Origin of the sequence: Staphylococcus carnosus, from assembly GCF_900458435.1 — a bacterium.
In the GTDB taxonomy this organism is placed as follows: domain Bacteria; phylum Bacillota; class Bacilli; order Staphylococcales; family Staphylococcaceae; genus Staphylococcus; species Staphylococcus carnosus.
On record NZ_UHCT01000001.1, the window covers coordinates 543,123 to 566,459 of the forward strand.

27 protein-coding genes are annotated in these 23,337 nt (G+C 34.3%); 19 read left to right on the forward strand and 8 right to left on the reverse strand.

Going from position 1 to position 23,337, the window contains the following annotated elements; all coding sequences use genetic code 11:
- Positions 1–39: 39 nt before the first annotated feature.
- Positions 40–1,062 carry a PTS transporter subunit IIC gene (locus DYE31_RS02305; protein WP_015901251.1) on the reverse strand — a complete coding sequence of 341 codons (1,023 nt, stop codon included), beginning with the start codon at positions 1,060–1,062 and terminating at the stop codon, positions 40–42.
- A 227-nt stretch (positions 1,063–1,289) separates the two neighbouring features.
- Here DYE31_RS02305 and DYE31_RS02310 point away from each other — a divergent pair, with 227 nt between their 5' ends.
- The 3 genes from DYE31_RS02310 (at position 1,290) to DYE31_RS02320 (ending at position 4,786) form a co-directional block, all read left to right on the forward strand.
- Positions 1,290–2,159 (forward strand): fructosamine kinase family protein, encoded by an 870-nt coding sequence (locus DYE31_RS02310; RefSeq protein ID WP_015901250.1) that lies wholly within the window; start codon positions 1,290–1,292, stop codon positions 2,157–2,159.
- Positions 2,160–2,316: 157 nt separating this feature from the next.
- Positions 2,317–3,747 carry a polyphosphate--AMP phosphotransferase gene (locus tag DYE31_RS02315; protein ID WP_015901249.1) on the forward strand — a complete coding sequence of 477 codons (1,431 nt, stop codon included), beginning with the start codon at positions 2,317–2,319 and terminating at the stop codon, positions 3,745–3,747.
- Positions 3,748–3,835: 88 nt separating this feature from the next.
- A complete protein-coding gene (locus DYE31_RS02320) occupies positions 3,836–4,786 on the forward strand; it encodes a cation diffusion facilitator family transporter (RefSeq protein ID WP_015901248.1) in 951 nt (316 codons plus the stop codon).
- Between the two features lie 48 nt (positions 4,787–4,834).
- Here DYE31_RS02320 and DYE31_RS02325 read toward each other — a convergent pair whose 3' ends face one another.
- On the reverse strand, positions 4,835–5,461 hold the full coding sequence (locus DYE31_RS02325) for an FMN-dependent NADH-azoreductase (RefSeq protein ID WP_015901247.1): 627 nt from the start codon (positions 5,459–5,461) through the stop codon (positions 4,835–4,837).
- A 209-nt stretch (positions 5,462–5,670) separates the two neighbouring features.
- Between DYE31_RS02325 and DYE31_RS02330 the strand changes: the two genes are divergently transcribed.
- Positions 5,671–5,970 carry a hypothetical protein gene (locus DYE31_RS02330; RefSeq protein WP_015901246.1) on the forward strand — a complete coding sequence of 100 codons (300 nt, stop codon included), beginning with the start codon at positions 5,671–5,673 and terminating at the stop codon, positions 5,968–5,970.
- A 47-nt stretch (positions 5,971–6,017) separates the two neighbouring features.
- Here DYE31_RS02330 and DYE31_RS02335 read toward each other — a convergent pair whose 3' ends face one another.
- Positions 6,018–6,284: a hypothetical protein gene (locus DYE31_RS02335; RefSeq protein ID WP_015901245.1), complete on the reverse strand. Its 267-nt coding sequence runs from the start codon at positions 6,282–6,284 to the stop codon at positions 6,018–6,020.
- Between the two features lie 149 nt (positions 6,285–6,433).
- Here DYE31_RS02335 and srtA point away from each other — a divergent pair, with 149 nt between their 5' ends.
- Entirely contained in the window at positions 6,434–7,042 is a 609-nt protein-coding gene (srtA, locus tag DYE31_RS02340) for a class A sortase SrtA (RefSeq protein WP_015901244.1), read from the forward strand.
- Positions 7,043–7,087: 45 nt separating this feature from the next.
- On the opposite strand, the gene bioB is transcribed toward srtA, so the two are convergent.
- Positions 7,088–8,098 (reverse strand): biotin synthase BioB, encoded by a 1,011-nt coding sequence (gene bioB, locus DYE31_RS02345; RefSeq protein ID WP_015901243.1) that lies wholly within the window; start codon positions 8,096–8,098, stop codon positions 7,088–7,090.
- Positions 8,099–8,198: 100 nt separating this feature from the next.
- On the opposite strand from bioB, the gene DYE31_RS02350 reads away from it, so the two are divergent.
- Both DYE31_RS02350 and DYE31_RS02355 read left to right on the forward strand, forming a co-directional pair.
- Positions 8,199–8,408 carry an LPXTG cell wall anchor domain-containing protein gene (locus DYE31_RS02350; RefSeq protein ID WP_041613028.1) on the forward strand — a complete coding sequence of 70 codons (210 nt, stop codon included), beginning with the start codon at positions 8,199–8,201 and terminating at the stop codon, positions 8,406–8,408.
- Positions 8,409–8,543: 135 nt separating this feature from the next.
- Positions 8,544–9,056, forward strand: coding sequence for a methylated-DNA--[protein]-cysteine S-methyltransferase (locus tag DYE31_RS02355; protein WP_015901241.1), 513 nt, complete (start codon positions 8,544–8,546; stop codon positions 9,054–9,056).
- Positions 9,057–9,092: 36 nt separating this feature from the next.
- On the opposite strand, the gene DYE31_RS02360 is transcribed toward DYE31_RS02355, so the two are convergent.
- Together DYE31_RS02360 and DYE31_RS02365 are read right to left on the reverse strand one after the other, a co-directional pair.
- Positions 9,093–9,914, reverse strand: a complete 822-nt coding sequence (locus DYE31_RS02360; protein WP_015901240.1) for an alpha/beta hydrolase — start codon at positions 9,912–9,914, stop codon at positions 9,093–9,095.
- A 235-nt stretch (positions 9,915–10,149) separates the two neighbouring features.
- A complete protein-coding gene (locus DYE31_RS02365) occupies positions 10,150–10,632 on the reverse strand; it encodes a YIP1 family protein (RefSeq protein ID WP_015901239.1) in 483 nt (160 codons plus the stop codon).
- Positions 10,633–10,877: 245 nt separating this feature from the next.
- Between DYE31_RS02365 and DYE31_RS02370 the strand changes: the two genes are divergently transcribed.
- The 7 genes from DYE31_RS02370 (at position 10,878) to DYE31_RS02400 (ending at position 18,069) form a co-directional block, all read left to right on the forward strand.
- Positions 10,878–11,975, forward strand: a complete 1,098-nt coding sequence (locus tag DYE31_RS02370; protein WP_015901238.1) for an efflux RND transporter periplasmic adaptor subunit — start codon at positions 10,878–10,880, stop codon at positions 11,973–11,975.
- A complete protein-coding gene (locus DYE31_RS02375) occupies positions 11,972–12,652 on the forward strand; it encodes an ABC transporter ATP-binding protein (protein WP_015901237.1) in 681 nt (226 codons plus the stop codon). Before DYE31_RS02370 ends, DYE31_RS02375 begins: the two co-directional genes overlap by 4 nt.
- Positions 12,649–13,824 (forward strand): ABC transporter permease, encoded by a 1,176-nt coding sequence (locus DYE31_RS02380; RefSeq protein ID WP_015901236.1) that lies wholly within the window; start codon positions 12,649–12,651, stop codon positions 13,822–13,824. Before DYE31_RS02375 ends, DYE31_RS02380 begins: the two co-directional genes overlap by 4 nt.
- A gap of 127 nt (positions 13,825–13,951) precedes the next feature.
- Positions 13,952–14,839, forward strand: coding sequence for a cidABC operon transcriptional activator CidR (cidR, locus tag DYE31_RS02385; protein WP_015901235.1), 888 nt, complete (start codon positions 13,952–13,954; stop codon positions 14,837–14,839).
- Between the two features lie 306 nt (positions 14,840–15,145).
- Positions 15,146–15,532: a CidA/LrgA family protein gene (locus tag DYE31_RS02390; RefSeq protein ID WP_015901234.1), complete on the forward strand. Its 387-nt coding sequence runs from the start codon at positions 15,146–15,148 to the stop codon at positions 15,530–15,532.
- Complete coding sequence (locus DYE31_RS02395; protein WP_015901233.1) at positions 15,529–16,215, forward strand: LrgB family protein; 687 nt, start codon at positions 15,529–15,531, stop codon at positions 16,213–16,215. The genes DYE31_RS02390 and DYE31_RS02395 overlap by 4 nt, the downstream gene beginning before the upstream one ends.
- Positions 16,216–16,326: 111 nt before the next feature.
- Entirely contained in the window at positions 16,327–18,069 is a 1,743-nt protein-coding gene (locus tag DYE31_RS02400; RefSeq protein ID WP_015901232.1) for a pyruvate oxidase, read from the forward strand.
- Positions 18,070–18,160: 91 nt separating this feature from the next.
- Here the strand turns inward: DYE31_RS02400 and DYE31_RS02405 are convergent, their stop codons facing one another.
- On the reverse strand, positions 18,161–18,910 hold the full coding sequence (locus DYE31_RS02405; protein WP_015901231.1) for an amidohydrolase family protein: 750 nt from the start codon (positions 18,908–18,910) through the stop codon (positions 18,161–18,163).
- A gap of 123 nt (positions 18,911–19,033) precedes the next feature.
- On the opposite strand from DYE31_RS02405, the gene DYE31_RS02410 reads away from it, so the two are divergent.
- From DYE31_RS02410 to DYE31_RS02425, 4 genes are all read left to right on the forward strand, one after another.
- Positions 19,034–19,588 carry a GNAT family N-acetyltransferase gene (locus tag DYE31_RS02410; RefSeq protein ID WP_015901230.1) on the forward strand — a complete coding sequence of 185 codons (555 nt, stop codon included), beginning with the start codon at positions 19,034–19,036 and terminating at the stop codon, positions 19,586–19,588.
- Positions 19,589–19,673: 85 nt separating this feature from the next.
- The gene (locus DYE31_RS02415) at positions 19,674–20,072 is read left to right on the forward strand and encodes an acyl-CoA thioesterase (protein WP_103211650.1); all 399 of its coding nucleotides are present in this window, start codon (positions 19,674–19,676) and stop codon (positions 20,070–20,072) included.
- 82 nt (positions 20,073–20,154) lie between these two features.
- Positions 20,155–20,865, forward strand: coding sequence for an AzlC family ABC transporter permease (locus tag DYE31_RS02420; protein ID WP_041613026.1), 711 nt, complete (start codon positions 20,155–20,157; stop codon positions 20,863–20,865).
- 1 nt (position 20,866) lies between these two features.
- Positions 20,867–21,193 carry a branched-chain amino acid transporter permease gene (locus DYE31_RS02425; RefSeq protein ID WP_015901228.1) on the forward strand — a complete coding sequence of 109 codons (327 nt, stop codon included), beginning with the start codon at positions 20,867–20,869 and terminating at the stop codon, positions 21,191–21,193.
- A gap of 48 nt (positions 21,194–21,241) precedes the next feature.
- Here the strand turns inward: DYE31_RS02425 and DYE31_RS02430 are convergent, their stop codons facing one another.
- Positions 21,242–22,252: a HoxN/HupN/NixA family nickel/cobalt transporter gene (locus DYE31_RS02430; protein WP_041613025.1), complete on the reverse strand. Its 1,011-nt coding sequence runs from the start codon at positions 22,250–22,252 to the stop codon at positions 21,242–21,244.
- Between the two features lie 272 nt (positions 22,253–22,524).
- Between DYE31_RS02430 and DYE31_RS02435 the strand changes: the two genes are divergently transcribed.
- Complete coding sequence (locus DYE31_RS02435) at positions 22,525–23,289, forward strand: alpha/beta hydrolase (RefSeq protein ID WP_015901226.1); 765 nt, start codon at positions 22,525–22,527, stop codon at positions 23,287–23,289.
- Positions 23,290–23,337: the final 48 nt, after the last annotated feature.

The window sequence follows — 23,337 nt, forward strand, 5'->3', positions numbered from 1 at the left end:
AGAAAAACAGACCGATTTGGTCTGTTTTGAATGATTAATTTAATCAGCAACTTTCTTAGTACCGATATTAATTTTTTGATCGCCATCTTTTATCCAACCTGCATTCTTACATACACGATAGAGCAGATAGCTGACTACAGCGGGTAAAATAATTTGGAAAACTGCAATGAGTATCCAAGTTTTAGCTGATGCACCCATCGTATTAATAGTCATAATTTGCCCGATAAAACCGCTTGTTCCCATGCCGGCACCCGCAGCATTATTAGTCATAGGGAATAATGTGGTCATAATCGGTGCGATAATTGCACTCGCTACAGTCGGTGGAATCAGTATAGCCGGATTCATTAAGATATTCGGAACTTGCAGCATACTCGTGCCGATACCGACAGAAATCAAACCGCCGACACCATTATCTTTATAACTTGTTACTGCAAAACCGACCATTTGTGCACAACATCCGATTGTTGCAGCTCCTGCAGCTAGCCCGGATAAATCGAGCATTAATGCTAATGCGGCACTTGAAATTGGTGCAGTTAAAGCTAAACCGAAAATGACAGCAACTAAAATTCCCATAATCAGTGGCCGCTGATCTGTTGCTAACATAATCATTTTACCTAGAGATACCATAAAGTCATTTAAGAATGGACCGATAAACTTAGCAACCGCACCACCGATTATTAAAGTTAGCAAGGGCGAAATAATAATATCTATTTTTGTCTTTGCTGCATAAAACCGGCTGAGTTCTGTCGCAATCAAAGTCGCCACGAATGCACCGACAGCACCGCCGCCGAATTTATCATAACCAAGTGAACCGACGATAATACAAGAAAACACGACTAATGGTTGAGCACCCAAGCCATAGGCGATTGCACCGCCAATAGCAGCACCGGTCAAGCCCATAGCAACAGTGCCGATTTCAGCTAAGAAGTGTAAATTTAAAGCAAGAATCAACGTTTGTTTGCCGATTGTTTGCATAATTAAACCGATAATTAGAGAGCCGAAGAGCCCTAATGTCATATAACTTAAACCTTGAATAAACCAACGATGTAATAATTTTTTCATAATGAATTAGTTAAGACCTCCAGTTATTTGCCATAAGTATAGCATAGAACGATTCTTAAATTACTTAAATTTTTTGAATAGCTTTTTATTTGAAAATGAAAATTTTGAAAGTAAAAATAAGGGTTGATGTCATATATCTTCTAAAGACTTTCCAACTTGCGAGTTAGAGAATGCTTGAAAGTGGTATATGAATAGAGTAAAGAAAATTATGAACGGGGGACAAAGACATGGATAAGTTATGGCAACAAAATCTACCTATCTCCGGTATTAAAGACATTGTTCCGATTTCAGGCGGGGATGTAAATGATGCGTATCGAATTGATACAGAGGATGATAAATATTTCTTATTAGTGCAGCCGAATAGTTCTTATGATTTTTATTCGGCAGAAGCGGAAGGCTTGAACGATTTCGAGTATGCAGATGTTACTGCACCGCGTGTTGTGTCTAAAGGAGAAATTGCAGGCGATGCTTATATGATTTTGACATGGTTGGATGAAGGGACAACTGGCAGTCAAGAAGCACTTGGTAAGCTAGTAGCTAAATTGCATGAATTCCATAATCCAGATAAAAAATTTGGTTTTGATTATCCAGACAATGGTCCAGACATTGCTTTTGATAATAGTTGGACAGATTCTTGGAAAGAAATTTTTGTGCATCGTCGTTTAGATCACTTACGTGAAAAAATCGTAGAAAAAAATTTATGGGATGTAGATCAATTAAATAAATTCGACAACGTACGTGAAGTGATTGTTGAAGAATTGGATAACCATAAAAGTAAGGCATCCCTATTACATGGTGATTTATGGGGCGGTAATTATATGTTCTTAAAAAACGGAGATCCTGCTTTATTTGATCCAATGCCATTATATGGAGACCGTGAATTTGATTTAGGTGCAACACGTGTCTTCGGAGGATTTTCTCCAGAGTTTTATGAAGCATATGATAAAGCATATCCATTAGCAGATGGGGCAGAACGCCGTATTGAATTTTATAAGTTATATTTATTACTCGTACATTTAGTGAAATTCGGTTTAATGTATGAAAGCAGTGTTGAAACTTCGATGGATAAAATATTAGCAGATGCTAAACAGCAATAAGCATAGGGTTATTAAGTTAGAACTTCCGTTGCGGCGGAAGTTTTTTTATGAGTTGAATTAGTCTTTAAAATATATCTAAAGTATAATTTTACTCATTCACGCATTTTTTTATAAAAAAGTGTTAATTTAGATATAAGTTAAAAAATGGGGTGAGAATATGTCAACTAAGATAAAAGACTTAGAATTAGAAGCATCACGATTAACAAGAGAAACACATAAATTAGGAATTCCGGTTATGATTGTATTCGAAGGCGTGCCTGCCGCTGGCAAAACACGATTGTCCAACGAACTCTTATTAACGTTAGATGCAAAATATTCTAGCTTTATTGCTACAGCATCACCGACACCAGAAAATCTGCGTTATCAATTCTTGCAAAAATATTGGAATACATTACCTGCAAAAGGCGGAATCAATATTTATTTCCGTAGTTGGTATGCACATTATATTGATTACAAAGTCAATGGTATCAAACATTTGCAGTATAAAGATTACCATGTCTTGCGTGACCAAATTGATGGCTTTGAAAAGATGCTTGAAAATGATCATTATGAAATCATTAAATTCTATATTGAGATTGATGAGAAAAAACGCCAAGATCACATTCGTCAAACAAAAGAAAATCCATTAACACGTTGGAAAGCACAAGAGTATGAAAATGTTATCCCAGATGATATCTATTTAGAAGAAATGCATAAGATATTAAATGATCCGAATCAAAAAGATTGGAAGGTCATCGATTATACAGAACGTGAACAAGCGACAGTGCGTATGTATGAACATATTATTAAACGTTTGAATAAAGCGATTAAAGCACATCATGAACGTACTGCTAATCGTGATGGTTTGTTTTCTAAAAATTACCAAACCGATTTGTTTGAGAATCATTTAGATAAAGTGAAAAAAGACGAATACAATAATCAAATTGAAAAATTACAGCAACGCATGCTAGAAATTCAATTTGCATTATATGAAAGAAAGATCCCATTGATTTTAGTCTTTGAAGGAATGGATGCTGCTGGTAAAGGCGGTAATATCAAACGCATTCGTGAGAAGTTAGATCCGACTGGATACGAAGTGAATGCCATCAGTGCACCTACAGATGTGGAATTAGCGCATCAATATTTATGGCGTTTTGCACGAGATATGCCGAGAACGGGACATATTGAAATGTTTGACCGCAGTTGGTATGGACGCGTATTGGTTGAACGTGTTGAAGGTTTCGCGACAACAGATGAGTGGCAGCGTGCATATGGTGAAATCAATGATTTTGAAAAAATGTGGACCGATGAAGGTGCTATTATTTTAAAATTCTTTTTAAGTTTGGATAAAGATATTCAGCTTGAACGTTTTAAAGCAAGAGAAGATAATCCTGATAAACAATGGAAGATTACAGATGAAGATTGGCGTAATCGTGATAAATGGGATTTATATCTTGAAGCGAGTGCTGACATGATACAAAAAACGAATACGTCTCATGCGCCTTGGTATATTGTACCAGCTGATCATAAGAAATCAGCGCGTATTGCGGTGTTGAAACGTATCATTAAAACGTGTGAAACTGCCCTATGGGGTGTCAATCACGATTAGGTGTGATTAAAAAGTGTCTGCGTGTTCTTCTGGAAGGGAATGCGCAATCACTTCAGTTTTATGGGACGTGTAAAAGGGGGAGAGAAAGATGGTTAGAAATTATTCTCGGAATTATTATTTTCATCATGTTGAACACCGTAAAGTTCAGCAGAGTTCGAAGCGGACATTGTGGGCATCTTTAATTATTACATTAATATTTACAATCGTGGAGTTTGTCGGCGGTTTAGTTTCGAATTCCTTAGCGCTACTGTCTGACTCATTCCATATGCTGAGTGATGTTTTAGCTTTAGGTCTATCGATGTTAGCCATTTATTTTGCTAGTAAAGCACCTACAAACCGCTTTACATACGGTTACCTTCGGTTAGAAGTTATCGCAGCATTTTTGAATGGACTTGCTTTAGTTGTTATTTCTTTATGGATTTTTTATGAAGCAATTATGCGTATGATTTTCCCGAAACCAATCGAAGATGGTATTATGCTTGTGGTTGCGGTTATTGGTTTGATTGTCAATATTGTATTAACATGGCTGCTTTATAATTCATTGAAATCAGAAGACAACATTAATATTCAAAGTGCATTATGGCATTTTTTCGGAGACTTATTAAACTCAGTAGGGGTTATCGTAGCAGTTGTTTTGATTAAACTTACAGGAATTCAGCTGATTGACCCCATTTTAAGTATTGTAATTTCAGCTATCTTATTAAATGGCGGTTATAAAATTTTGAAAAATGCTTGGTTGATTTTAATGGCTTCTGTACCTGAAGAACTTGATGTCGATCAAATTATCAGTGATATGAAGAAAGCTGATCAAGTGATTGATGTTCATGAGTTCCATCTCTGGAGTGTAACTTCTGACCAATATTCTTTATCTGCTCATGTTGTTTTAGATAGTAAGAGCAGTCAAGATGCTTATCAAATCATCAATCAACTTGAGCACTTATTAAAAAGTAAATATGGTCTGCATCATACTACTTTGCAAATTGAACATTTAGATTTAAATCATTTAGACGAAAATTATTTCGAACAATTTGAGCATTAAAAAAATCCGGCGTGCCATAAATAGCACGTCGGATTTTTGGGTTAATCATTAAAATTCTTTAGCAAAAGATTCAGCTTGTTGGATTGCATTTAATTTAATTTCTTCAGCTCTTTCAGGTACTTTATTATGACCTTCAACAGCAATTAATTTATATTTAGGAACACCCAAGAAACTGAAAATAGTACGGATATAACGGTCTCCCATTTCTACTTCAGCTGCAGGACCTTCGCTATAAAAACCACCACGTGATTGAATATGCAATGCAGTTTTATCAGTTAGCAAACCTTGTGGTCCTTCAGAAGTGTATTTGAATGATTTACCAGCAACTGAAACAGCATCGAAATAACGTTTTACAGCAGGTGGGAATGACAAGTTCCACATTGGTGTAGCAATAACATATTTATCAGCAGATACAAATTGGTCAACGATTTCTGTTAAACGACTTACTTTATGTTGTTCAACTTCAGTTAAAGTTTCACCATTTTGCAATTTGCCCCATCCAGAGAATACATCGGCATCAATTTCAGGTACTTCGTCTTTGAATAAGTCGATGTGAATCACTTCATCATCTGGGTGAGATTCTTGATAGCTTTCGATAAATGCTTTGCCGACTGCCATTGAATTAGAAACCATTTCGTCAAGCGGGTGAGCAGTAATATAAATAACTTGTGACATTATATATCCTTCTTTCATTTCTGTTTATTAGATATATTTATTATACCTAGTAAATAAAGTATATGTAAAGTGCCTATTTTACACTTTTGAAAATTTAAGAGGAAAGTTAAAAATGGGAAAGTTTCGTGAACAGTCTCACAAAGCGCTATAACATTGACAAAATGAGCGTATAATACAGTTGAATTTAATAAAATGAGGTGTATATCGGCATGAAGAATTTATTGATTGGTGTCATGCTTATAATGCTTATTATGGGTTCTGGTTATTTGATGATTAAATCAGAATTACATCATGATGCTAGTGCAATTGCTATACAAAAACAAAAAGCGAAAGGTATTACAACAGAAACACAATTAAAAGCTGTATTTAAGGATCCGAAGAAAAAAGAAGGAGCAAAGTTAGCTGCATATGAGAGTGCAGTAGAAAATCATGTGTTGCCGCGTAGTAAACATTTTCAAACAGCAGAAGAAGCTTATAAAGAATCTTTAAAATTAAAATATGACAAATAAAAAAGCAAAACAGTAATTCAATCTTTGGTTGAAAGGAATGAATTGAATTACTGTTTTGCTTCATTATGTTGAATGAAATTTGAAATTTCGATATGTCTTAAGTCATATAAAGAAGGAAGATGTTCAGTAAAGCTTTCAAGCTTTTGTAAAAATGGATATTCATTCGTCCATTGATTAACTTGATCTGCAAATTGACCATCAACAAGTTGGTGATACATTTGCGGAATGACACTGAACAATCGGTCATCTTGCCACAGCTTATAAACACCTACAAGCGCTAATGCTACCAATAGTCCTTTAATTAGTTTCCACATTATCTTTCTCCTCGGAATAAAGTAGTTCTTAAAAATTATTATATAATATTTTTATTCAGATTACCAGAATGTGATAAAGGCTATATGTAATAGGTAAAGCGTGATATAATTTTAGAAACTAACATCAAGAATTGATTAGGAGGCATAACATGGGGAAATGGCGATCTCGTTTATTTACAATTATAGGAGTTTTACTTATTTTAGTAGGCGTCTTTTTTGTATTTAAACCACAAATTGATCACTTTATTACAGGTAAACAAAATGATGAAAAAATAGAACAATACGATAAAAAACAAGCAGATAACAAAGGAAAACATAAAACAGCACCGCAAGTTCCAAAAGATAAATCTCAACTAGTAGGGTACATAGATATCCCTAGTGTGCATATTAAAGAACCTGTCTATCCTGGAGCTGCAACACCAGAACAGCTTAATCGAGGTGTGAGCTTAGCAGAAGATGATGAATCATTAGACCAACAAAACATATCAATCGCTGGTCATACAAATACATCTGGCGATTATCAATTTACAAATCTTCATAAAGTGAAAAAGGGTGCTAAAGTCACGTTTAAAGTTGGAGATGAAACACGAAAATATAAAATGACTTCTATTAAAGATGTAAATCCAGATGAGGTCAGTGTATTAGATGAACATAAAAATAAAAAAGATCAACTGACTTTGATTACTTGTGATGATTATAATCCTCAAACGAATGTATGGGAAAAAAGAACAATTTTTGTTGCTGAAAGAGTAGCATAAGAAAAACCGCTTAGCCGATATAGGTGCTAAGCGGTTTTAAAATTTTTAGGCTTCTAAAGTTTCAGTGATTTTTTCTGCAGTGTCTTCAGGTAGATTGCTGCAATCAATTTCAAAACCTAAATCTTGTATCATGCGATAATCCATTGTATTAGGTTGGCCGCCTGTGATTAGATAATCTCCGACAAAGATTGAATTCGCAGCTAATAATGCAAATGGTTGAAGTGATTGCAAATTGACTTCACGTCCGCCGGCGATACGAATTTCTTTAGTCGGGTTCACTAAACGGAAAATTGCAATAATACGCAAACACTTCATTGGTGTTAATTCATCCATTTCTCCAAATTTTGTACCTTGAATAGGGTGCAAGAAGTTGATTGGAATACTATCTGCATCTAATTCTTTTAATGCAAATGCCATATCGATTCTATCTTGTGCAGTTTCCCCCATACCACAAATGACACCTGAGCATGGTGAAATATTATTTTCTTTCATGATTTCAACTGTTTTGACACGGTCTTCATATGTATGTGTTGTTACGACAGTATCATGATAATTTTCACTTGTATTCAAGTTATGATTATATCTGTCTACACCTGCTTCTTTTAAACGCGAAGCTTGATCTTCATTTGCTAAACCTAAACATGCACAAACTTTTAACTGAGGATGGTTTTCTTTAATTTGACGCACTGATTCTGTAATATGATCGACTTCTTTATCGCTTGGTCCTCGTCCGCTCATTACAATACAATATGTACCGATTTGATTATCAGCCGCAGCATTTGCACCTGCGATAATATCATTTTCTGGAATTAAAGCGTAACGGTCTTTGCGCTTCATATCTCTTGATTGACCACAGTACCCACAATCCTCTGGACAAATTCCGCTTTTTGCGTTCAAAATCATATTTAATTTTACTTTCTTTCCATAGTAATGTTTGCGTACAGCATATGCTTCATCTAATAATGTGAAAGTATCAATCGTTTCATCAGTATATAAATCATATGCTTCTTGTTTTGTTAATGCGTAGCCGTTAATAATTTTGTGTGCTGTATCCATTTTTAAATTCCCCTTTGTAATCAATGTTAAATTGTTAACTTATTTTTTTATATAGTTAACATTATAATGAGATTCTACACTATATTTTTTGAGTTTCCAAGTGGTATTAGAATTAAAAAATTGGAAAATGATAAGAGGTATAGGGAGAGAAAGCACACCACAAGTTGTACGAAATGAAGCTGAAGCACTTCCTGAAACTGGTGAAACAGATAATGTACCAACAGCATCATTATTCGGTACACTGTTTGCAGTACTTGGTTCTATCTTCTTATTCTGGAGACGTCGCAAAGAAGAAGATGAAGAACAATAATTAAATAATTGACCTTAAGAGGCACATCTCATTTGAGGTGTGCTTCTTTTTCATCCATACTATATTTAAGGTTTTGAATGAAATGCGAAAATAAAAGGTATTTAATAAGGGAAGAAATTATAAAAGAGGTGCAGCATGATGTATATTACAGACTACCAATCACCAGTCGGGGTTTTAACATTAGAATCAGATGGAGAAAACCTGACGGGTCTTTATTATGATGGTCAATTAGATAAAGAAAATCCAAAATTAGAAAAAGTTAATCAAGCAGATCAAAAGATTTTTGAAACAGTCAGCTTATGGTTAGATGAATACTTTCAAGGTAAGAATCCTTCCATTAACTTTCCGTACAAAGCAGAAGGAACTGAATTCAGAGAACAGGTCTGGCATGAATTGGCTAAAATTCCTTATGGTGAAACAGTAACTTATGGAAACATTGCCAAAAAAATAGCTGCTTTACGAGGTAAGGAGAAAATGTCGGCTCAAGCAGTCGGTGGAGCGGTTGGAAGCAATCCGATTTCAATTGTTATACCTTGTCATCGTGTGGTAGGTCAAGATAATCATTTAACAGGATATGGCGGCGGTATAAATGTTAAAAAACATTTATTAGAATGCGAGCACCATAACTTAGACGATTTTAAAGAATAAAGAAAGTGGGTTCATTTTGACGTGAACCCACTTTCTTTATTTGAGCGTATCTTTTAAAAATAGAACAGCTTTTTGATAAATTTCTTCAACTTCTGCAGTCGCAACTCTATCAAAATCATGTTCATCTGTTGGAATACTGATGAGCGTACAGTTGGGTACTGAATGATATAATCGCAGCGCTTCGCTGTATGGCACATCGATGTCTTTTTCAGCATGAGCTATGAAAATAGGCGGAAGTTGGTTGAGTTCTCCTTCTGACAAATTGTACTGGTGATCTGTATATGCCTCTATACCAACATATTGATACCAAAGTGCATGGCCTCTTGTATATAAGTAGAGTGGATAACGAATTTGAGTAGGGCCTGCAGTAATAGGAGAAGACTGCAGCATCAGTTGAATCATTGGTTCTGTCAGTTTAGCAGTTTTAGTTTTAAAAATGGAGTGTGTATTGCGAAATTCAGGGATATCAATTCGGCTGTATCCATAAAAATCTAAAATACCATGTACATTTCTATGGTTTGCAATTTGAATGGCTAAATAGCCGCCAGATGAACGACCAAAAGTAAACAATGGCAAATCAGGATAAAGGTTCTTGATTTCATCAAATACAGTTAAAGCATCTGAAATAATAGTTTCAAAAGCAGCTTCTGGAGCCAGTCGATAAGGTGCGAGCACCACATGAAAATCTTGTGTGATTAAATTTATGATACTTTCGTTTAAATCATTTGGAGCACCGGAAATTAATCCGCCTCCATGATAATAAATAATAATACCCTGCGCTTCTTTGTGGGATTGGATTATATGTGTGTCCAAAACAAAGTCATCGGCGGTTTTAATAGATAGTATTTTTTCGGTCATAATAAATCTCCTATAGACATATTTAACAATATAATAGAAGAAACACTTAAAAATTGATAGTAAAAAAATCAGAACTGCAACATACGCAGTTCTGATTTTTTGGTTTTTAAGGTTGCATTGCTGCACCAATTAATGGAAATACGATAGATAAAACAACAAATACAACACCGAAAATAATAGAAACTTTACCTGAAAGTCGGCAAGTTTTATAAAGTAATAAAGTAAATAAATATCCTCAAATGAATGTTTGTAAATCAAATGCACCAAGTATTTTATTGCCTTTATCGAAAATATTAAGACTTGTAATTTTATATTGAATTAAATCTAATCCCACTATAATTTGGATGAGAATAACAACTAATGCAATTGATGAACTGATTAATAATGCGAAAAGTGTTCCAGCAAAGATGCTGCGTTTTCTGACGTCGGATTTAAAGATGCGAGCAATCGCAAGTACTATAAGCCAAGAAAACAGTAACGTAAAGAGTGTACCTACGATTCCGCTAATGATTTGGACGGGGCCTAAAATCGCTTTGACTTGATCCATATCTGCATTAGGATTTTTTTGCGTGATTTGTTCAGTAATATTCGAAAAACTGAATGATAACCATACAGATGCTACGACAACGATAATCCAAATAATAAGATTAAGTACCCATTTGGGCTGTTCCCTAAATTTACTAAAAGTTGAGCCTAAAATTAAATTTGAATGTTCCATGATGTACTCCTTTGTTTTTATAGTTATTTAAAATACTAGCATAAGAGAATATGAATTAGAACCATTGTTTTAAAATTATAATAATTTTAAAATTTATTGACGAGGTGTGAAATGGAATAAGTAAAATTATTAAGAGCCTAAATTATAGAACTAACAGTATTGTTATTTTTCTGTAAATCTATTTATTTATTTTTAGATTATGATACTATTTTATTGTGAGAATAATATGGATAGGAGAGAGCAACTTGAAGAAGAAATTGATTTGGATAATTTCAATCATCGCAGCAATTTTAGTGTTATTCATAATTGCGCTTATTGTAAAAAATGCAACAGGAGAATCGGATGACAAAAATACATATGAAGTCTATAAAGCTAAACATGAAAGTCCATTGACTATGCAAGGCAAAGCTTCACCAGATTCAGTAAAATCATATTTAAATAATAGTTCGGTCGGAGATTATTTATATCCTACAGTATCTGACGGTCAATCAGTTGTTAAAGGTCAACAACTTATTAGTTATGATACGAGCGGCAATTCTAGGCAACAGTTGGTGGATAAAGTTAATCAAGCACAAGAAGCTAAAAACCAAGCACCGAATGATACTAAGGCGCAATCAGAATTAACGAAGGCAAATGATGCACTTAACCAATTTGATAAACAGGTAAATGATAGTATGTATGCTTCATTCCCAGGCAAAATTGATATCATTCAAAGTAATGAACCCAATGATGGTGAAACGATTATGCAGTTGATTTCTAATGAACCGCAAATCAAAACAACTGTTTCAGAATTTGATATCAATAAACTTGAAAAAGGAAAACAAGTTGATTTTACAATCAATAACAACGGAGAAAAAGGTACAGGACAAATCAAGAAAATTTCTGAGTTACCGACAAGCTATGAAGATTCATTGCAAGGTCAAGGGAACGCAGGTGGTGCTTCAGGTATGCAAGGTGCAGGCGATGCATCTGATGATGGACAAGCAGGAGGAGGCGGACAAGCTTCAAATCCTGTAGTCAATGATGTAGGCGGTAAAGGCAACTCTAATGATGCGTCTAAATATAATGTTATCATCGGTAATTTATCTAAACCTGTACGTGCGGGATTCTCTCTTGATGTATCAGTGAAATCAAATGATATTAAATTACCGCCAAGTGTTTTAACAAAAGACAACTATGTTTTTGTGGTAAATAAAAATAATAAGATAGAAAAGCGTAAGATTGAAATTAAAGAAAGTGATGGCGAAAAATATGTAAAATCAGGATTGAAGGAAGGAGAACGACTGGTTAAACACCCTAAATCATCTCTAAAAGATGGAGATAAAATAGAGGTGAAAAAATGATTAAATTAAAGCATGTCAATCGTTCCTTTAAAAACGGCGACAAGGTTAATCATATTTTAAAAGATATTAATCTTGAAATTCACAAAGGTGAATTCATTGCGATTATGGGTCCATCAGGTTCAGGAAAAAGTACGCTTATTAATATCATTGGATTTATCGATCGAGGTTATCAAGGAGATTATTTGTTTAATGGTAAAAACTATCAGAAAAGTTCTGATAACCAATTAGCTGAAATCAGAAATCACGTAGTTGGATTTGTATTTCAAAATTTTAAATTGATTCAAAACAATACCATTTTAGAAAATGTCAGTATTCCCTTAGTATATGCGGGGATAGGCAGTCAAGAGCGAAAAAAACGTGTGCTCGATACTTTGCATGATGTAGGTCTTTATGACAAAGAAAATTTAGTTCCTAACAAGTTGTCAGGCGGACAGCAGCAACGTGTAGCGATAGCAAGATCTATTGTAAATAACCCTGATTTTATCATTGCTGATGAGCCTACAGGTGCGTTAGATTCAAAAACCTCTGAGGATATTATGGAGTTATTTACTAAGCTGAACAAAACACATCATACAACAATGATTATGGTCACACATGACCGTGAAGTTGCAGAACAAGCAGACCGTATCATTCATATTTTGGATGGACGTATTCAAGAAGAAGAGGTGGTACGATGAATCGATTTTCTAACGTGCTGTCGGTCTCTCTTCGTTCTATTATGAAAAATAAAAGGCGTAATATCTTTACGATGATTGGAATCATTATAGGGATAGCAGCAGTGATTACCATCATGTCTTTAGGAAATGGTTTTAAGAAAACAGCAGCAGAACAATTCTCTGATTCGGGCGCTTCGAAAGATTCGGCTATTATTAATTTTTTACCATCAGGTGAATCTAATAATAAAGCAGACCCATTTTCTCCTTCTGACATACAAATAGCAGAACGTGTAAATGGTGTCGCAAGTGCACATAAAAAAGAAGATAAAAAGCAGTCTTTTAATGCAAAAATGACGAACAGCCAACACTCGGGTGATATTAATATTTATAAAAATAATGAATATCAAGATGTTGAAAAAGGAAAAGGCTTTGATTCAGATAATAATGATATTGAGGACAAAGTCGTGACAGTTGATAAGCATATTGCTAAAAAAGTATTTAATAATGATGCGATTGGGAAAACACTTTTTATTGAAGATGAAGGTTTTAAAATAGTTGGAATTGCAAATGATGCTATGGAACCTAACACCGTACATATGCCTTCTAAAACATTTGATCACTATGTACCTAATCTTTCTCAAGATTTTGCGCAGTTAGAAATAAAGTTGGATGAAGGAAGCAATAAGAAAGAGGTTGCGAATAAAGTAGCTAAAAAATTAAGTGAAAAAGGCACAGCGCAATCATCTGGTACGTATCAGTATTCTGATACAGAGCAAATGATGAAAGGTATTACAAAAGTATTCGATGGTATTACTTATTTTGTTGCAGCAGTGGCTGGTATTTCACTCTTTATCGCGGGAATTGGTGTGATGAATGTAATGTATATATCAGTTGCTGAACGTTCTGAAGAAATCGCGATACGTCGTGCTTTTGGTGCTAAAGCACGAGATATAGAGATCCAATTTTTAGTTGAAAGTGTTGTTTTATGTTTAATTGGCGGTATTATCGGTTTGATTATTGGTATTGCCATTGCTTCACTTGTTGATGCAGTAACACCAGATTATATTAAAAGTGTTGTGAGCATAGGTTCAGTATTGCTTGCTGTTGGTGTTTCGACACTTATTGGTGTCGTGTTCGGCTGGATTCCGGCACGTGCAGCTGCTAAAAAAGAATTGATTGATATTATCAAATAAAGGAAGTTGGGACATGTTGAATACTGTCCCAACTTTAATTTTAGCTTGCTAGTTGAATAATTTGTTAAAACTGGATATCTTTAACTTGAGGATAAAAAAGTAAAAAAGTGAAAGGAGGAACATTAATGTGGATATCAAACAAATGAGCTATTTTATAGCAGTTGTGCAACAAGGCGGCATGACTAACGCATCTAAAGAACTTTATGTAGCGCAACCAACAATCAGTAAAGCCATTAAGGATTTAGAAAATGAACTTGGAAGTCCGTTGTTTGATCGTAGTAAACGTCATTTAACTTTAACTGACAGCGGCCAAATATTTTATAAGAAATCTTTAGAGATTATGAATCTTTTTGATAATCTTCCGAAAGAAGTTAATCAGTTGAAAGGGCTGGAAGCGGGGCACATCAGTATTGGTTTATCTGCTGTTATGAATATGAATAAATTTATAGAAACACTTGGAGATTTCCACCAAATGTATCCTAATATTACTTATAACTTGGTTGAAAATGGCGGGAAAGCATTAGAACAACAAATCATTAATAATGAAATTGATATTGGTATTACAACTTTGCCAGTAGATAATGGGATTTTTGAATCTATTCCATTATATAATGAAGATTTATTATTAGTAGTAAGTGAAACGCATCCTTTGGCACATAGAGACAATGTCGAAATGGAAGAATTAGCAGACGAAGATTTTATATTATTTAATGAAGATTTTTATCTGAATGATAAGATTATTGAAACTGCCAAACGCTCTGGCTTTGTGCCGAAAACTATATCAAAAATATCACAGTGGAATTTTATAGAAAATCTGCTGACAGAAGGTTTGGGAGTCAGTATACTACCTGAAAATATTGTGAAGATGTTGAGAGGGCCAATACATAGTTTGAAAATTAATGACAAAGCAATGCGTTGGCAATTGGGTGTAATTTGGAAGAAAGAAAAATATATCAATTATGCGACAAGAGAATATATTGATTATATGAAGTCTGCATTGACGACAGACGAATAATGTTAAAAAGCTGGAACTTCTAAGATTGTTCCAGTTTTTTGTATGTTTACAATCAAATATAATATGGCTTAAATTATTAGAATCTTCGAAGTAAAAAGAAAAGTAATGGATGACATCGCTTTCATAGAAAAAAGTAATAGTTACTATCTAAAATCGATATTTTTATTATACACAGAATTGTCATAGAATAATGGATGTAAGTCAGAAGAAATATCATAGAATGATTTATTTACACTTTGATTCAAACACCAGAATTAGAGGAAATAAAGAATTCTTAACAATTAAATTAAGGGAAGGGTGTTGCTCATGACTATTAGGGTGTTAAAAATTATATTTCAAGCTTTATTGATATATGGTATCACGCTATTAGGCAACGCCATTCAACACTTACTGCATATTCCGTTAGCTGGAAGCATCGTTGGCCTAGGACTTTTTTTCCTACTTCTTCAATTTAAAATAATTCCTGTCAAATGGGTCAAAGACGGTGCAAACTTTTTATTAACAACAATGGTGTTTTTCTTTATACCATCCGTTGTTGGTGTAATGGATATTGTAAGTGACATTCATTTAAACTTCATCGTTTTCTTTGCTGTTATTATACTTGGTACAATCGCAGTCGCATTTACTTCTGGACTTATTGCAGAAAAAATGGCGCATAGACCGCACGTTAATAAGGGACATCACACATCATGATTTGGATCAAAGGTATTTTAATGATTGTATTAACCATAGTCATGTACCTTGCCGCTAAGAAGCTCCAACAAAAATATAATAATCCGTTTCTTAATCCAGCCCTAATTGCTTCACTAGGAATTATTATCGTGTTAGTGTTGTTTCGTCAAGATTATAGTGGGTACATGACTGGGGGTAAGATAATTAACCAGTTGCTCAGCTGTACAGTAGTATGTTTAGCTTATCCGCTATATATCAACCGACATAAAATTGTCGAGAATTTTAATATCATTTTTTCAAGTGTGATTACAGGAGTAGTACTCAATTTTATGTTAGTCTACTTTTCTTTGAAACTATTAGGTTATTCAAAAGAAGATATTGTAACACTCTTGCCGCGTTCCATTACTGCAGCAGTCGGCATACAAGTATCACACCAATTGGGCGGCGCTGATACCATTACGGTGCTCTTTATTATTACTACTGGTTTAATCGGCAGTATATTGGGAGCATTATTGCTGAAAATTGGAAGATTCGAGTCATCCATTGCTAAAGGAATGGCTTACGGAAATGCTTCGCATGCATTTGGAACTGCAAAAGCACTTGAATTGGATATGGAATCGGGAGCTTTCAGTTCAATCGGAATGATATTAACTGCGGTAATTAGTTCAGTACTATTACCTGTTCTTATTCTCTTTTTCTATTAGATTAGTTAGAGAGTTATTCATTGTGTAGACAAAAGCATAACGAAATTTCAAACACTAAAGGGTAGTTTGAATACAGTTAGTTTTTATAAATAGAAAGGGGCTATTTTTAAAATGGCAAAAATTAAAGCAAATCAAGCGCTTGTAGAAGCATTACTACAATGGGATATTGATCACTTATACGGTATTCCAGGAGATTCTATCGATGCAGTAGTTGATAGTTTACGTACAGTAAGCGAACAAATTAAATTCTATCATGTTCGTCATGAAGAAGTTGGCAGCTTAGCAGCTGCAGCTTATACAAAATTAACTGGTAAAATCGGGGTATCACTTGCAATCGGTGGACCTGGTGCAATCCATTTATTAAATGGTATGTATGATGCAAAAATGGACGGCGTTCCTCAATTAGTACTTGTAGGTCAATCAAACAGTACTGTACTTGGAACTAAAGCTTTCCAAGAAACTAACTTGTTAAGTTTATGTGAAGATGTTTCTGTATATAACAGACAAATTAATGAAAAAGACGACGATATTTTCGGTATCGTTAATGAAGCTATTAAAACAGCTTATGAGAAAAAAGGCGTTGCAACTTTAATCTTGCCTAACAACTTGTTAACACGCAAAGTTAAAGATACAACTAACAAACCAGTAAACAAAAAACGCCCTACAATTCCAGCTCCAAACCCATCAAAAATCAAAAAAGCTGCTAAATTAATTAACAAAGCTAAAAAACCTGTATTATTAATGGGTACTGGTGCCAAACATGCTGGACCTGAAGTAGAAGCGTTTATTAATAAAGCTAAAATTCCTACAATTATTACGTTGCCAGCAAAAACAATCATCCCAGATGATCATCCGTATAATTTAGGTAACATTGGTAAAATTGGTACTAAACCATCTTACCAAGCAATGCAAAATGCTGATTTATTAATCATGGTTGGTACTAACTATCCTTACGTTGACTACCTACCTAAGAAAAATATCAAAGCAGTACAAATTGACGTAGACCCTAAAGCAATTGGTCATCGTTTCAATGTAAATGCTGGTATTATCGGTGATGCTAAAATCGCTTTAACTGAATTAACTGACTTGGTTAAACCTGTTAAAGATCGTAAATTCTTAAATGAAGCATTAGATAATCTTAAAACTTGGAAAGAATGGATGCAAAAAGATCTTGATAATGATGCATTCCCAATTCGTCCAGAACACTTAATGCAAGCAATCAACAGAGAAGCAGATAATGATGCTGTTTATTCTATCGATGTTGGTACTTCAACTGTTTGGTCAACACGTTACCTTAACTTGAAACCAAGTAATGAATTTATCATTTCAAGTTGGTTAGGTACAATGGGCTGTGCTTTACCAGGTGCAATGGCATCTAACGTAGCATTCCCTAACCGCCAAGTAATTGGTATCGCTGGTGACGGTGCATTCCAAATGGTAATGCAAGACTTTGCAACTGCAGTTCAATATAATATGCCAATGGTAATCTTTGTAATGAATAACAAAGAATTAGCATTCATTAAATATGAACAACAAGCAGCTGGTGAATTAGAATATGCTATCGATTTCTCTGAAATGGATATGGCTAAATTCGCTGAAGCTTGCGGCGGTGCTGGTTACACATTGACTGACCCATCTGATATCGACACAGTTGTAGAAGCTGCATTCAAAGAAAACAGACCAACACTTGTTGACGTTCATGTTGATGCTAATGCAGCACCACTTCCAGGTAAAATTGTACCTGATGAAGCTATCAACTATGCTAAATGGGCATACAGATCAATTACTGAAGATAAAAAATTAGACTTCGATGAAATCCCACCATTATCAACAGCAGCAAAACGTTTCTTATAATTTGAAACAATAAGCTGAATATAACTATCCTATACCCAAGCGGAGCCGCTGGTTATGACAATCCCAATCATAACCAGCGGCTCTATTTTTTTTATTGCTTTTTTTGATACCAATTTAAGGCATTACGATAAAAAATATTTTCACAAGCTTGTTCGTCAAATGATTCTTGAACAAGTTGAATGTCCTTTTTTGAAAAAGGTCTTGGTGCACGAGTAGAGGGTAAGTCTGTACCGAACATTAAAGCATCAGGGTTAATATTATAAATTTGTTTCATCGTATCAGCGACATCTAAATCCCCACGGCTAAAACCTGTTGCTTTAACATGTACGCCATGATCAACTAAATCTAGTAAAGTAGGTAATCCTTCTTTGGATAAACCCAGATGATCTATTGAAACAAGAGGCAGACTCTTTAATGTATCTTTAATTTGGGTTAATGTTTTTGCGTTTAAGTAAAGCTCAGTGTGCCATCCGGCTAATTCATAGATACGTTCAGAAAAGTAACGCAAATTTTTTAAGCTTTCTATACCGCCGCGTTGAATATTAAAACGTACTGCAGTAACTCTTTTTCGTTTAAGAGCTAGAATTTCTTGATTGCTCACTTCTATTGGAAGTTGAGTTACACCATAAAAATTTTTCCCTAATTTATTTAAAGCATTTGTCAAATACTGTTGGTCGAAGCCTTGAAATGACCCGGATACAACAGTCCCGCCAACGATATTCAAGTTCTTAGTATCTTTTTTATAATTTTGAACTGAGTAATTAGGAGGGAGATAGCCCTGATTTTCTATAATTGGGTAATTATAATCAATAATATGAAAGTGTGAATCGAATAGCTTCATTGTCGTGTCCTCCAGTTAAATTTGCATAATAAACTAAGTACATTGAATTTAATATTGTAATATTCTGAAAAATATTCTATAATCTACATACTCATATTTATTTCAATAAGTAGAGGTGTTAGTATGCAGATTTCTTATATACCTATAGATAATCATATTAAACTTGTTCAACCAGAATTAGTTATGGCAGAACAATTATTTCAAGTAATAGATGAAAACAGAATGTATTTATCTAAGTACTTACCCTTTATTGACGATACTAATACCGTACAAGATGAAACTGAATATATAAAAATAATGTTAGCACAACATGCGAGAGGGACAGCACGTTTGTTTTTCATATTTTCAGATGATGATTTAATTGGAACCATAGATTTGCATGAGATTAATCAAACGCATAAGAAAGCAAGTATAGTTTATTGGCTTGCTCAAGATTATACTGGCAGAGGTATCACAACGCGCTGTGTTCAAACTTTATGCGACTTTGCCTTTAATACGTTAGATTTAAACAAGCTGATGATTCATGCAAATGTGAAAAATCAACCAAGTATCAGAGTTGCTGAACGTTGTGGTTTTACATATGCAGGTACTGATAAAGAGGATTTATTTGAACGAGGAAAATTTGAAGATTTTGTTCGTTATGCACTATTAAAAAGGGAATTTCAATCCAAAAATTGAATAAAACTTAACATTACCCCTATCAACTAACTTTTTGAATTCTGCTATAATGATGAGAGCAGAGAGAAAAAAGGAGATGTAGGAGATAATGGAAGAACGTAAATTAGTGGCGGAAACTGAGATTGAAGTAAACGGTTATGATATCGATGCTATGGGGATTGTAAGTAATATTGTCTATGTACGATGGTTTGAAGATTTAAGAACTATTTTTGTAAATAAACACTTAAATGCTTCACAAATGTTGAAACAAAATATATCTCCAATATTAATGCATACTGAGATAGACTATAAAGTACCGATTACAATTCATGATCGTCCAGTCGGCAGATGTTGGCTTACAAAAATAAGTCGCCTCAAATGGACATTCGAATTTGAAATTGCTTCAGGAGATACTGTTCATGCAACTGGAATGCAGTATGGCGGTTTCTTTAATATTGCTGAACAAAAAATTACACGTGTTCCAGAAGTCTTTAGAAATATTTAAGTATTATATAGAAATGATAGGATCTTCGAAATTGAATGTTCGAAGGTCTTTTTACATAGCAGAAGAGAGAGGCTTGATAAAAATGACACATACAAAACATTCACACATAGAAACATTTAAAGCCGCATTTCCCCAAACGATACCCATTTTTGCTGGATTTACATTTATTGGTATGGCTTACGGTATTTATATGCATTCATTAGGCTTCCCTCCTATTTATGCAATGTTGATGAGTTTATTAATTTTTGCAGGTTCCATGGAGTTTGTAGCAGGCAGCTTGTTACTGGCACCTTTTAGTCCTTTCAGCGCCTTTATTCTAACACTGATGTTGAACTCTAGACATCTGTTTTATGGAATATCCATGTTAGACAAGTTCAAAGGTACTGGAGCCAAAAAGCCTTATTTAATATTCGGAATGTGTGATGAAACTTTTGTTATCAACAATATGGCAAACATACCGAAAAATGTAGATCGTGGTTTGTTTATGTTCTATGTAACGGTGCTAAATCAATTTTATTGGTTTTTCGGAACAACAATCGGAAGTTTGTTTGGTGTCATGATTAAGTTTGACACTAAAGGATTAGATTTTGTGATGGTAGCACTCTTTGTGGTTATTTTCTTGGAGTCATGGTTAAAAGAAAAAAATCATATCAGTTCTCTTATCGGCCTGATAATTCCAATCATTTGTTTGATTGTATTAGGCCCAAACCGCTTTATATTACCTTCAATGGTGCTGATTGTAATTGGATTGTCTCTTTTAAGAGGTTACTTTGCTAGAAAGGGCGTGGCATGATATGACGCTTACCCAACAGATTATAACAATTGGCGTTATTGTATTAGGCACGATGCTAACACGCTTTTTACCTTTTTTAATATTTTCAAAAGATAAAGAAACACCCAAATATATACAATATTTAGGTGCTGTACTGCCTGCTGCTGTATTTGGTTTTTTAGTTGTTTATGCTTTGCGTAATACTAAAGTTTTATCAGGCAGTCATGGTCTTCCGGAATTAATTGCAATTTTTGTTTTAGTTATTCTCCATGTCATCAAACGTAATATGCTGATTTCAATAGCTGGCGGCACCATTGTGTACATGCTTTTAGTACAATTAGTCTTTTAAAAAACTGGGGTATCTCACTTTTTAGTGGGTACCCCAGTTTTATTTTAATTATGAACTTTTTTCATCAAAGTGATTCATCTTCCAAATTACAGTAGAGCAGAACCAAGTTAGAATAAAGACAGCTACGAGAATATAACCGATATAGTCAAACTTCATGGATTGGACGAGGTGCCAAAAAGCACCTTGAAGATGGAATTTATCTCCCATGATTTGTAGTAATTCAATCATACCAATTATAAGTGCAGCGATAACAGAAACAGCTGTGATGGTAATATTGTAGTAAATCTTACGTACTGGTTTTAAAAATGCCCAATTGTAAGCTGATTTCATTAATATGCCATCTAAAGTATCCAGCAAGCTCATACCCGCTGCAAAAAGGATAGGTAATGAAATGATACCGATAAATGAAATTGCGTGCTGCGAAGCACCTGAAGATAGTGCAAGTAACGCAATTTCGCTCGCAGTATCAAAACCTAATCCGAATAAAAAGCCGAGTGGCAATACATGCCAACTTTTATTAATTAATTTAAAGTAAGGACCAATAAAACGTGTAATAAATCCTCTTGATTCCAACAATTGATCCAGTTCTTGATGGCTGACTTTTTGATCTTTTAATTTAGTAAATAATTTGATTAGGGAAACTAAAATAATCAAATTTAAAATACCAATTAATAGAAGAAAGACACCGGATACGATTGTACCGATTGTTCCACCGATTTCTTGGAAATGCGGTAATTGGTCTTTAGCCCAATGTACTGAAACACCAAGCAGAACTGCCATTATAAAGACCACAGTAGAATGACCGATTGAAAAATAAAATCCGACACCAACGGGATCTTTTCTTTGCTGTAATAATTTTCTGACTGTATTATCAATGGCTGCAATATGATCTGCGTCAAAAGCATGTCGCAAACCAAGTGTATAAGCAAGTAATCCCATACCTAAAAGGATGTGAGCATCTTTAGCAGCAATCCATAGGAATACAAATCCAATGATATGGAGTGCGAAGACAATAGTAATGTAAGGCACCCAACTCCATTTTGAATAGTGATGATTCAAGTTATACCTTCTTTCGTGATTATAACGCGTGAATCTTTATGTTGAGTTAGAAGTTTAATAATATGATGATTGTGAACATACTATTAAACATGAAAGGTTAAACAACAAAAGATATCTTTTTGTAGATGACTTTATTATTTTAATCCTTCAAAGTGCTTAATGTAAAATGATAGCAGTGAGTTTTTATAATTTATACTGAGAGAGTGTGTATGTTCTGTATGAGGTTGGGGTAAAGAAATCATAAATGGAAAATTGAGAGAGAGGTTGTTATTGTGTCTGACATTAATTATATTTCATCATTTGATAGTACAAATTTATATGCAAAAATAAGTTTAGGAGAAAGTCCTGTCGCTAATTTAATTGTGGTACATGGTCTTTCTGAAGAGTTGGATGATTATGATGAAGTAACAGCTTTCTTTAATGAATATGATTTTAATGTGATACATTATGATCAACGCAGCCATTCCAATACTTCAGGTATTAAAGAACTGCATGAACGTATTGATATTTTGGTAGAAGATTTAAAAGCAGTAGTGGATTATGTAAAAAAACAACTGACTGGTGAGATATTTATTTTGGGTCACGGCGTTGGAGGTTCACTTGCTACATTATTCGGAATTAAATATCCGCAAGAAGTGCTGGGGTTTGTTTCTTGCGGAGGACTTTCTCCAACAGGCCAACCTTTATTAAGAGACGATGCTGGCGATGATGCAGCAGGGGATAACGATGAATCGACAAATATAGAAAAACAAAGAATGATTCAAAATTTCCGTGAACGTTTGCATGAGATTAATATAGATTATAAGCAATTTACAGATCGTGTGTTAATCATGCATGGCGGAGATGATAAAATAGTCAGCTCAGATGATGCCATTCAATTTTATAAAGAAGCGCATACAACACATAAATCATTGCGTATTTATGACGGTTTGAATCATGAACTTTTAAATGTGTCTTCTTATCGCGGTATGTTATTATCTGATATTGTAAATTGGCTGGAGTTTGAATTATCTTGCGTAGAACAAGATGAAAATTAATAGCTGACTAAATAAGTGTGCGGGCAGTCTAAAAAATATTACAGATAT

Bases quoted from the DNA above. Each gene is read 5' to 3' on its own strand.
- DYE31_RS02305 (WP_015901251.1), bottom strand. From the start codon at position 1,062: ATGAAAAAATTATTACATCGTTGGTTTATTCAAGGTTTAAGTTATATG.
- DYE31_RS02310 (WP_015901250.1), top strand. From the start codon at position 1,290: ATGGATAAGTTATGGCAACAAAATCTACCTATCTCCGGTATTAAAGAC.
- DYE31_RS02315 (WP_015901249.1), top strand. From the start codon at position 2,317: ATGTCAACTAAGATAAAAGACTTAGAATTAGAAGCATCACGATTAACA.
- DYE31_RS02320 (WP_015901248.1), top strand. From the start codon at position 3,836: ATGGTTAGAAATTATTCTCGGAATTATTATTTTCATCATGTTGAACAC.
- DYE31_RS02325 (WP_015901247.1), bottom strand. From the start codon at position 5,461: ATGTCACAAGTTATTTATATTACTGCTCACCCGCTTGACGAAATGGTT.
- DYE31_RS02330 (WP_015901246.1), top strand. From the start codon at position 5,671: ATGAAGAATTTATTGATTGGTGTCATGCTTATAATGCTTATTATGGGT.
- DYE31_RS02335 (WP_015901245.1), bottom strand. From the start codon at position 6,284: ATGTGGAAACTAATTAAAGGACTATTGGTAGCATTAGCGCTTGTAGGT.
- srtA (WP_015901244.1), top strand. From the start codon at position 6,434: ATGGGGAAATGGCGATCTCGTTTATTTACAATTATAGGAGTTTTACTT.
- bioB (WP_015901243.1), bottom strand. From the start codon at position 8,098: ATGGATACAGCACACAAAATTATTAACGGCTACGCATTAACAAAACAA.
- DYE31_RS02355 (WP_015901241.1), top strand. From the start codon at position 8,544: ATGATGTATATTACAGACTACCAATCACCAGTCGGGGTTTTAACATTA.
- DYE31_RS02360 (WP_015901240.1), bottom strand. From the start codon at position 9,914: ATGACCGAAAAAATACTATCTATTAAAACCGCCGATGACTTTGTTTTG.
- DYE31_RS02365 (WP_015901239.1), bottom strand. From the start codon at position 10,632: ATGGAACATTCAAATTTAATTTTAGGCTCAACTTTTAGTAAATTTAGG.
- DYE31_RS02375 (WP_015901237.1), top strand. From the start codon at position 11,972: ATGATTAAATTAAAGCATGTCAATCGTTCCTTTAAAAACGGCGACAAG.
- DYE31_RS02380 (WP_015901236.1), top strand. From the start codon at position 12,649: ATGAATCGATTTTCTAACGTGCTGTCGGTCTCTCTTCGTTCTATTATG.
- DYE31_RS02390 (WP_015901234.1), top strand. From the start codon at position 15,146: ATGACTATTAGGGTGTTAAAAATTATATTTCAAGCTTTATTGATATAT.
- DYE31_RS02395 (WP_015901233.1), top strand. From the start codon at position 15,529: ATGATTTGGATCAAAGGTATTTTAATGATTGTATTAACCATAGTCATG.
- DYE31_RS02400 (WP_015901232.1), top strand. From the start codon at position 16,327: ATGGCAAAAATTAAAGCAAATCAAGCGCTTGTAGAAGCATTACTACAA.
- DYE31_RS02405 (WP_015901231.1), bottom strand. From the start codon at position 18,910: ATGAAGCTATTCGATTCACACTTTCATATTATTGATTATAATTACCCA.
- DYE31_RS02410 (WP_015901230.1), top strand. From the start codon at position 19,034: ATGCAGATTTCTTATATACCTATAGATAATCATATTAAACTTGTTCAA.
- DYE31_RS02420 (WP_041613026.1), top strand. From the start codon at position 20,155: ATGACACATACAAAACATTCACACATAGAAACATTTAAAGCCGCATTT.
- DYE31_RS02425 (WP_015901228.1), top strand. From the start codon at position 20,867: ATGACGCTTACCCAACAGATTATAACAATTGGCGTTATTGTATTAGGC.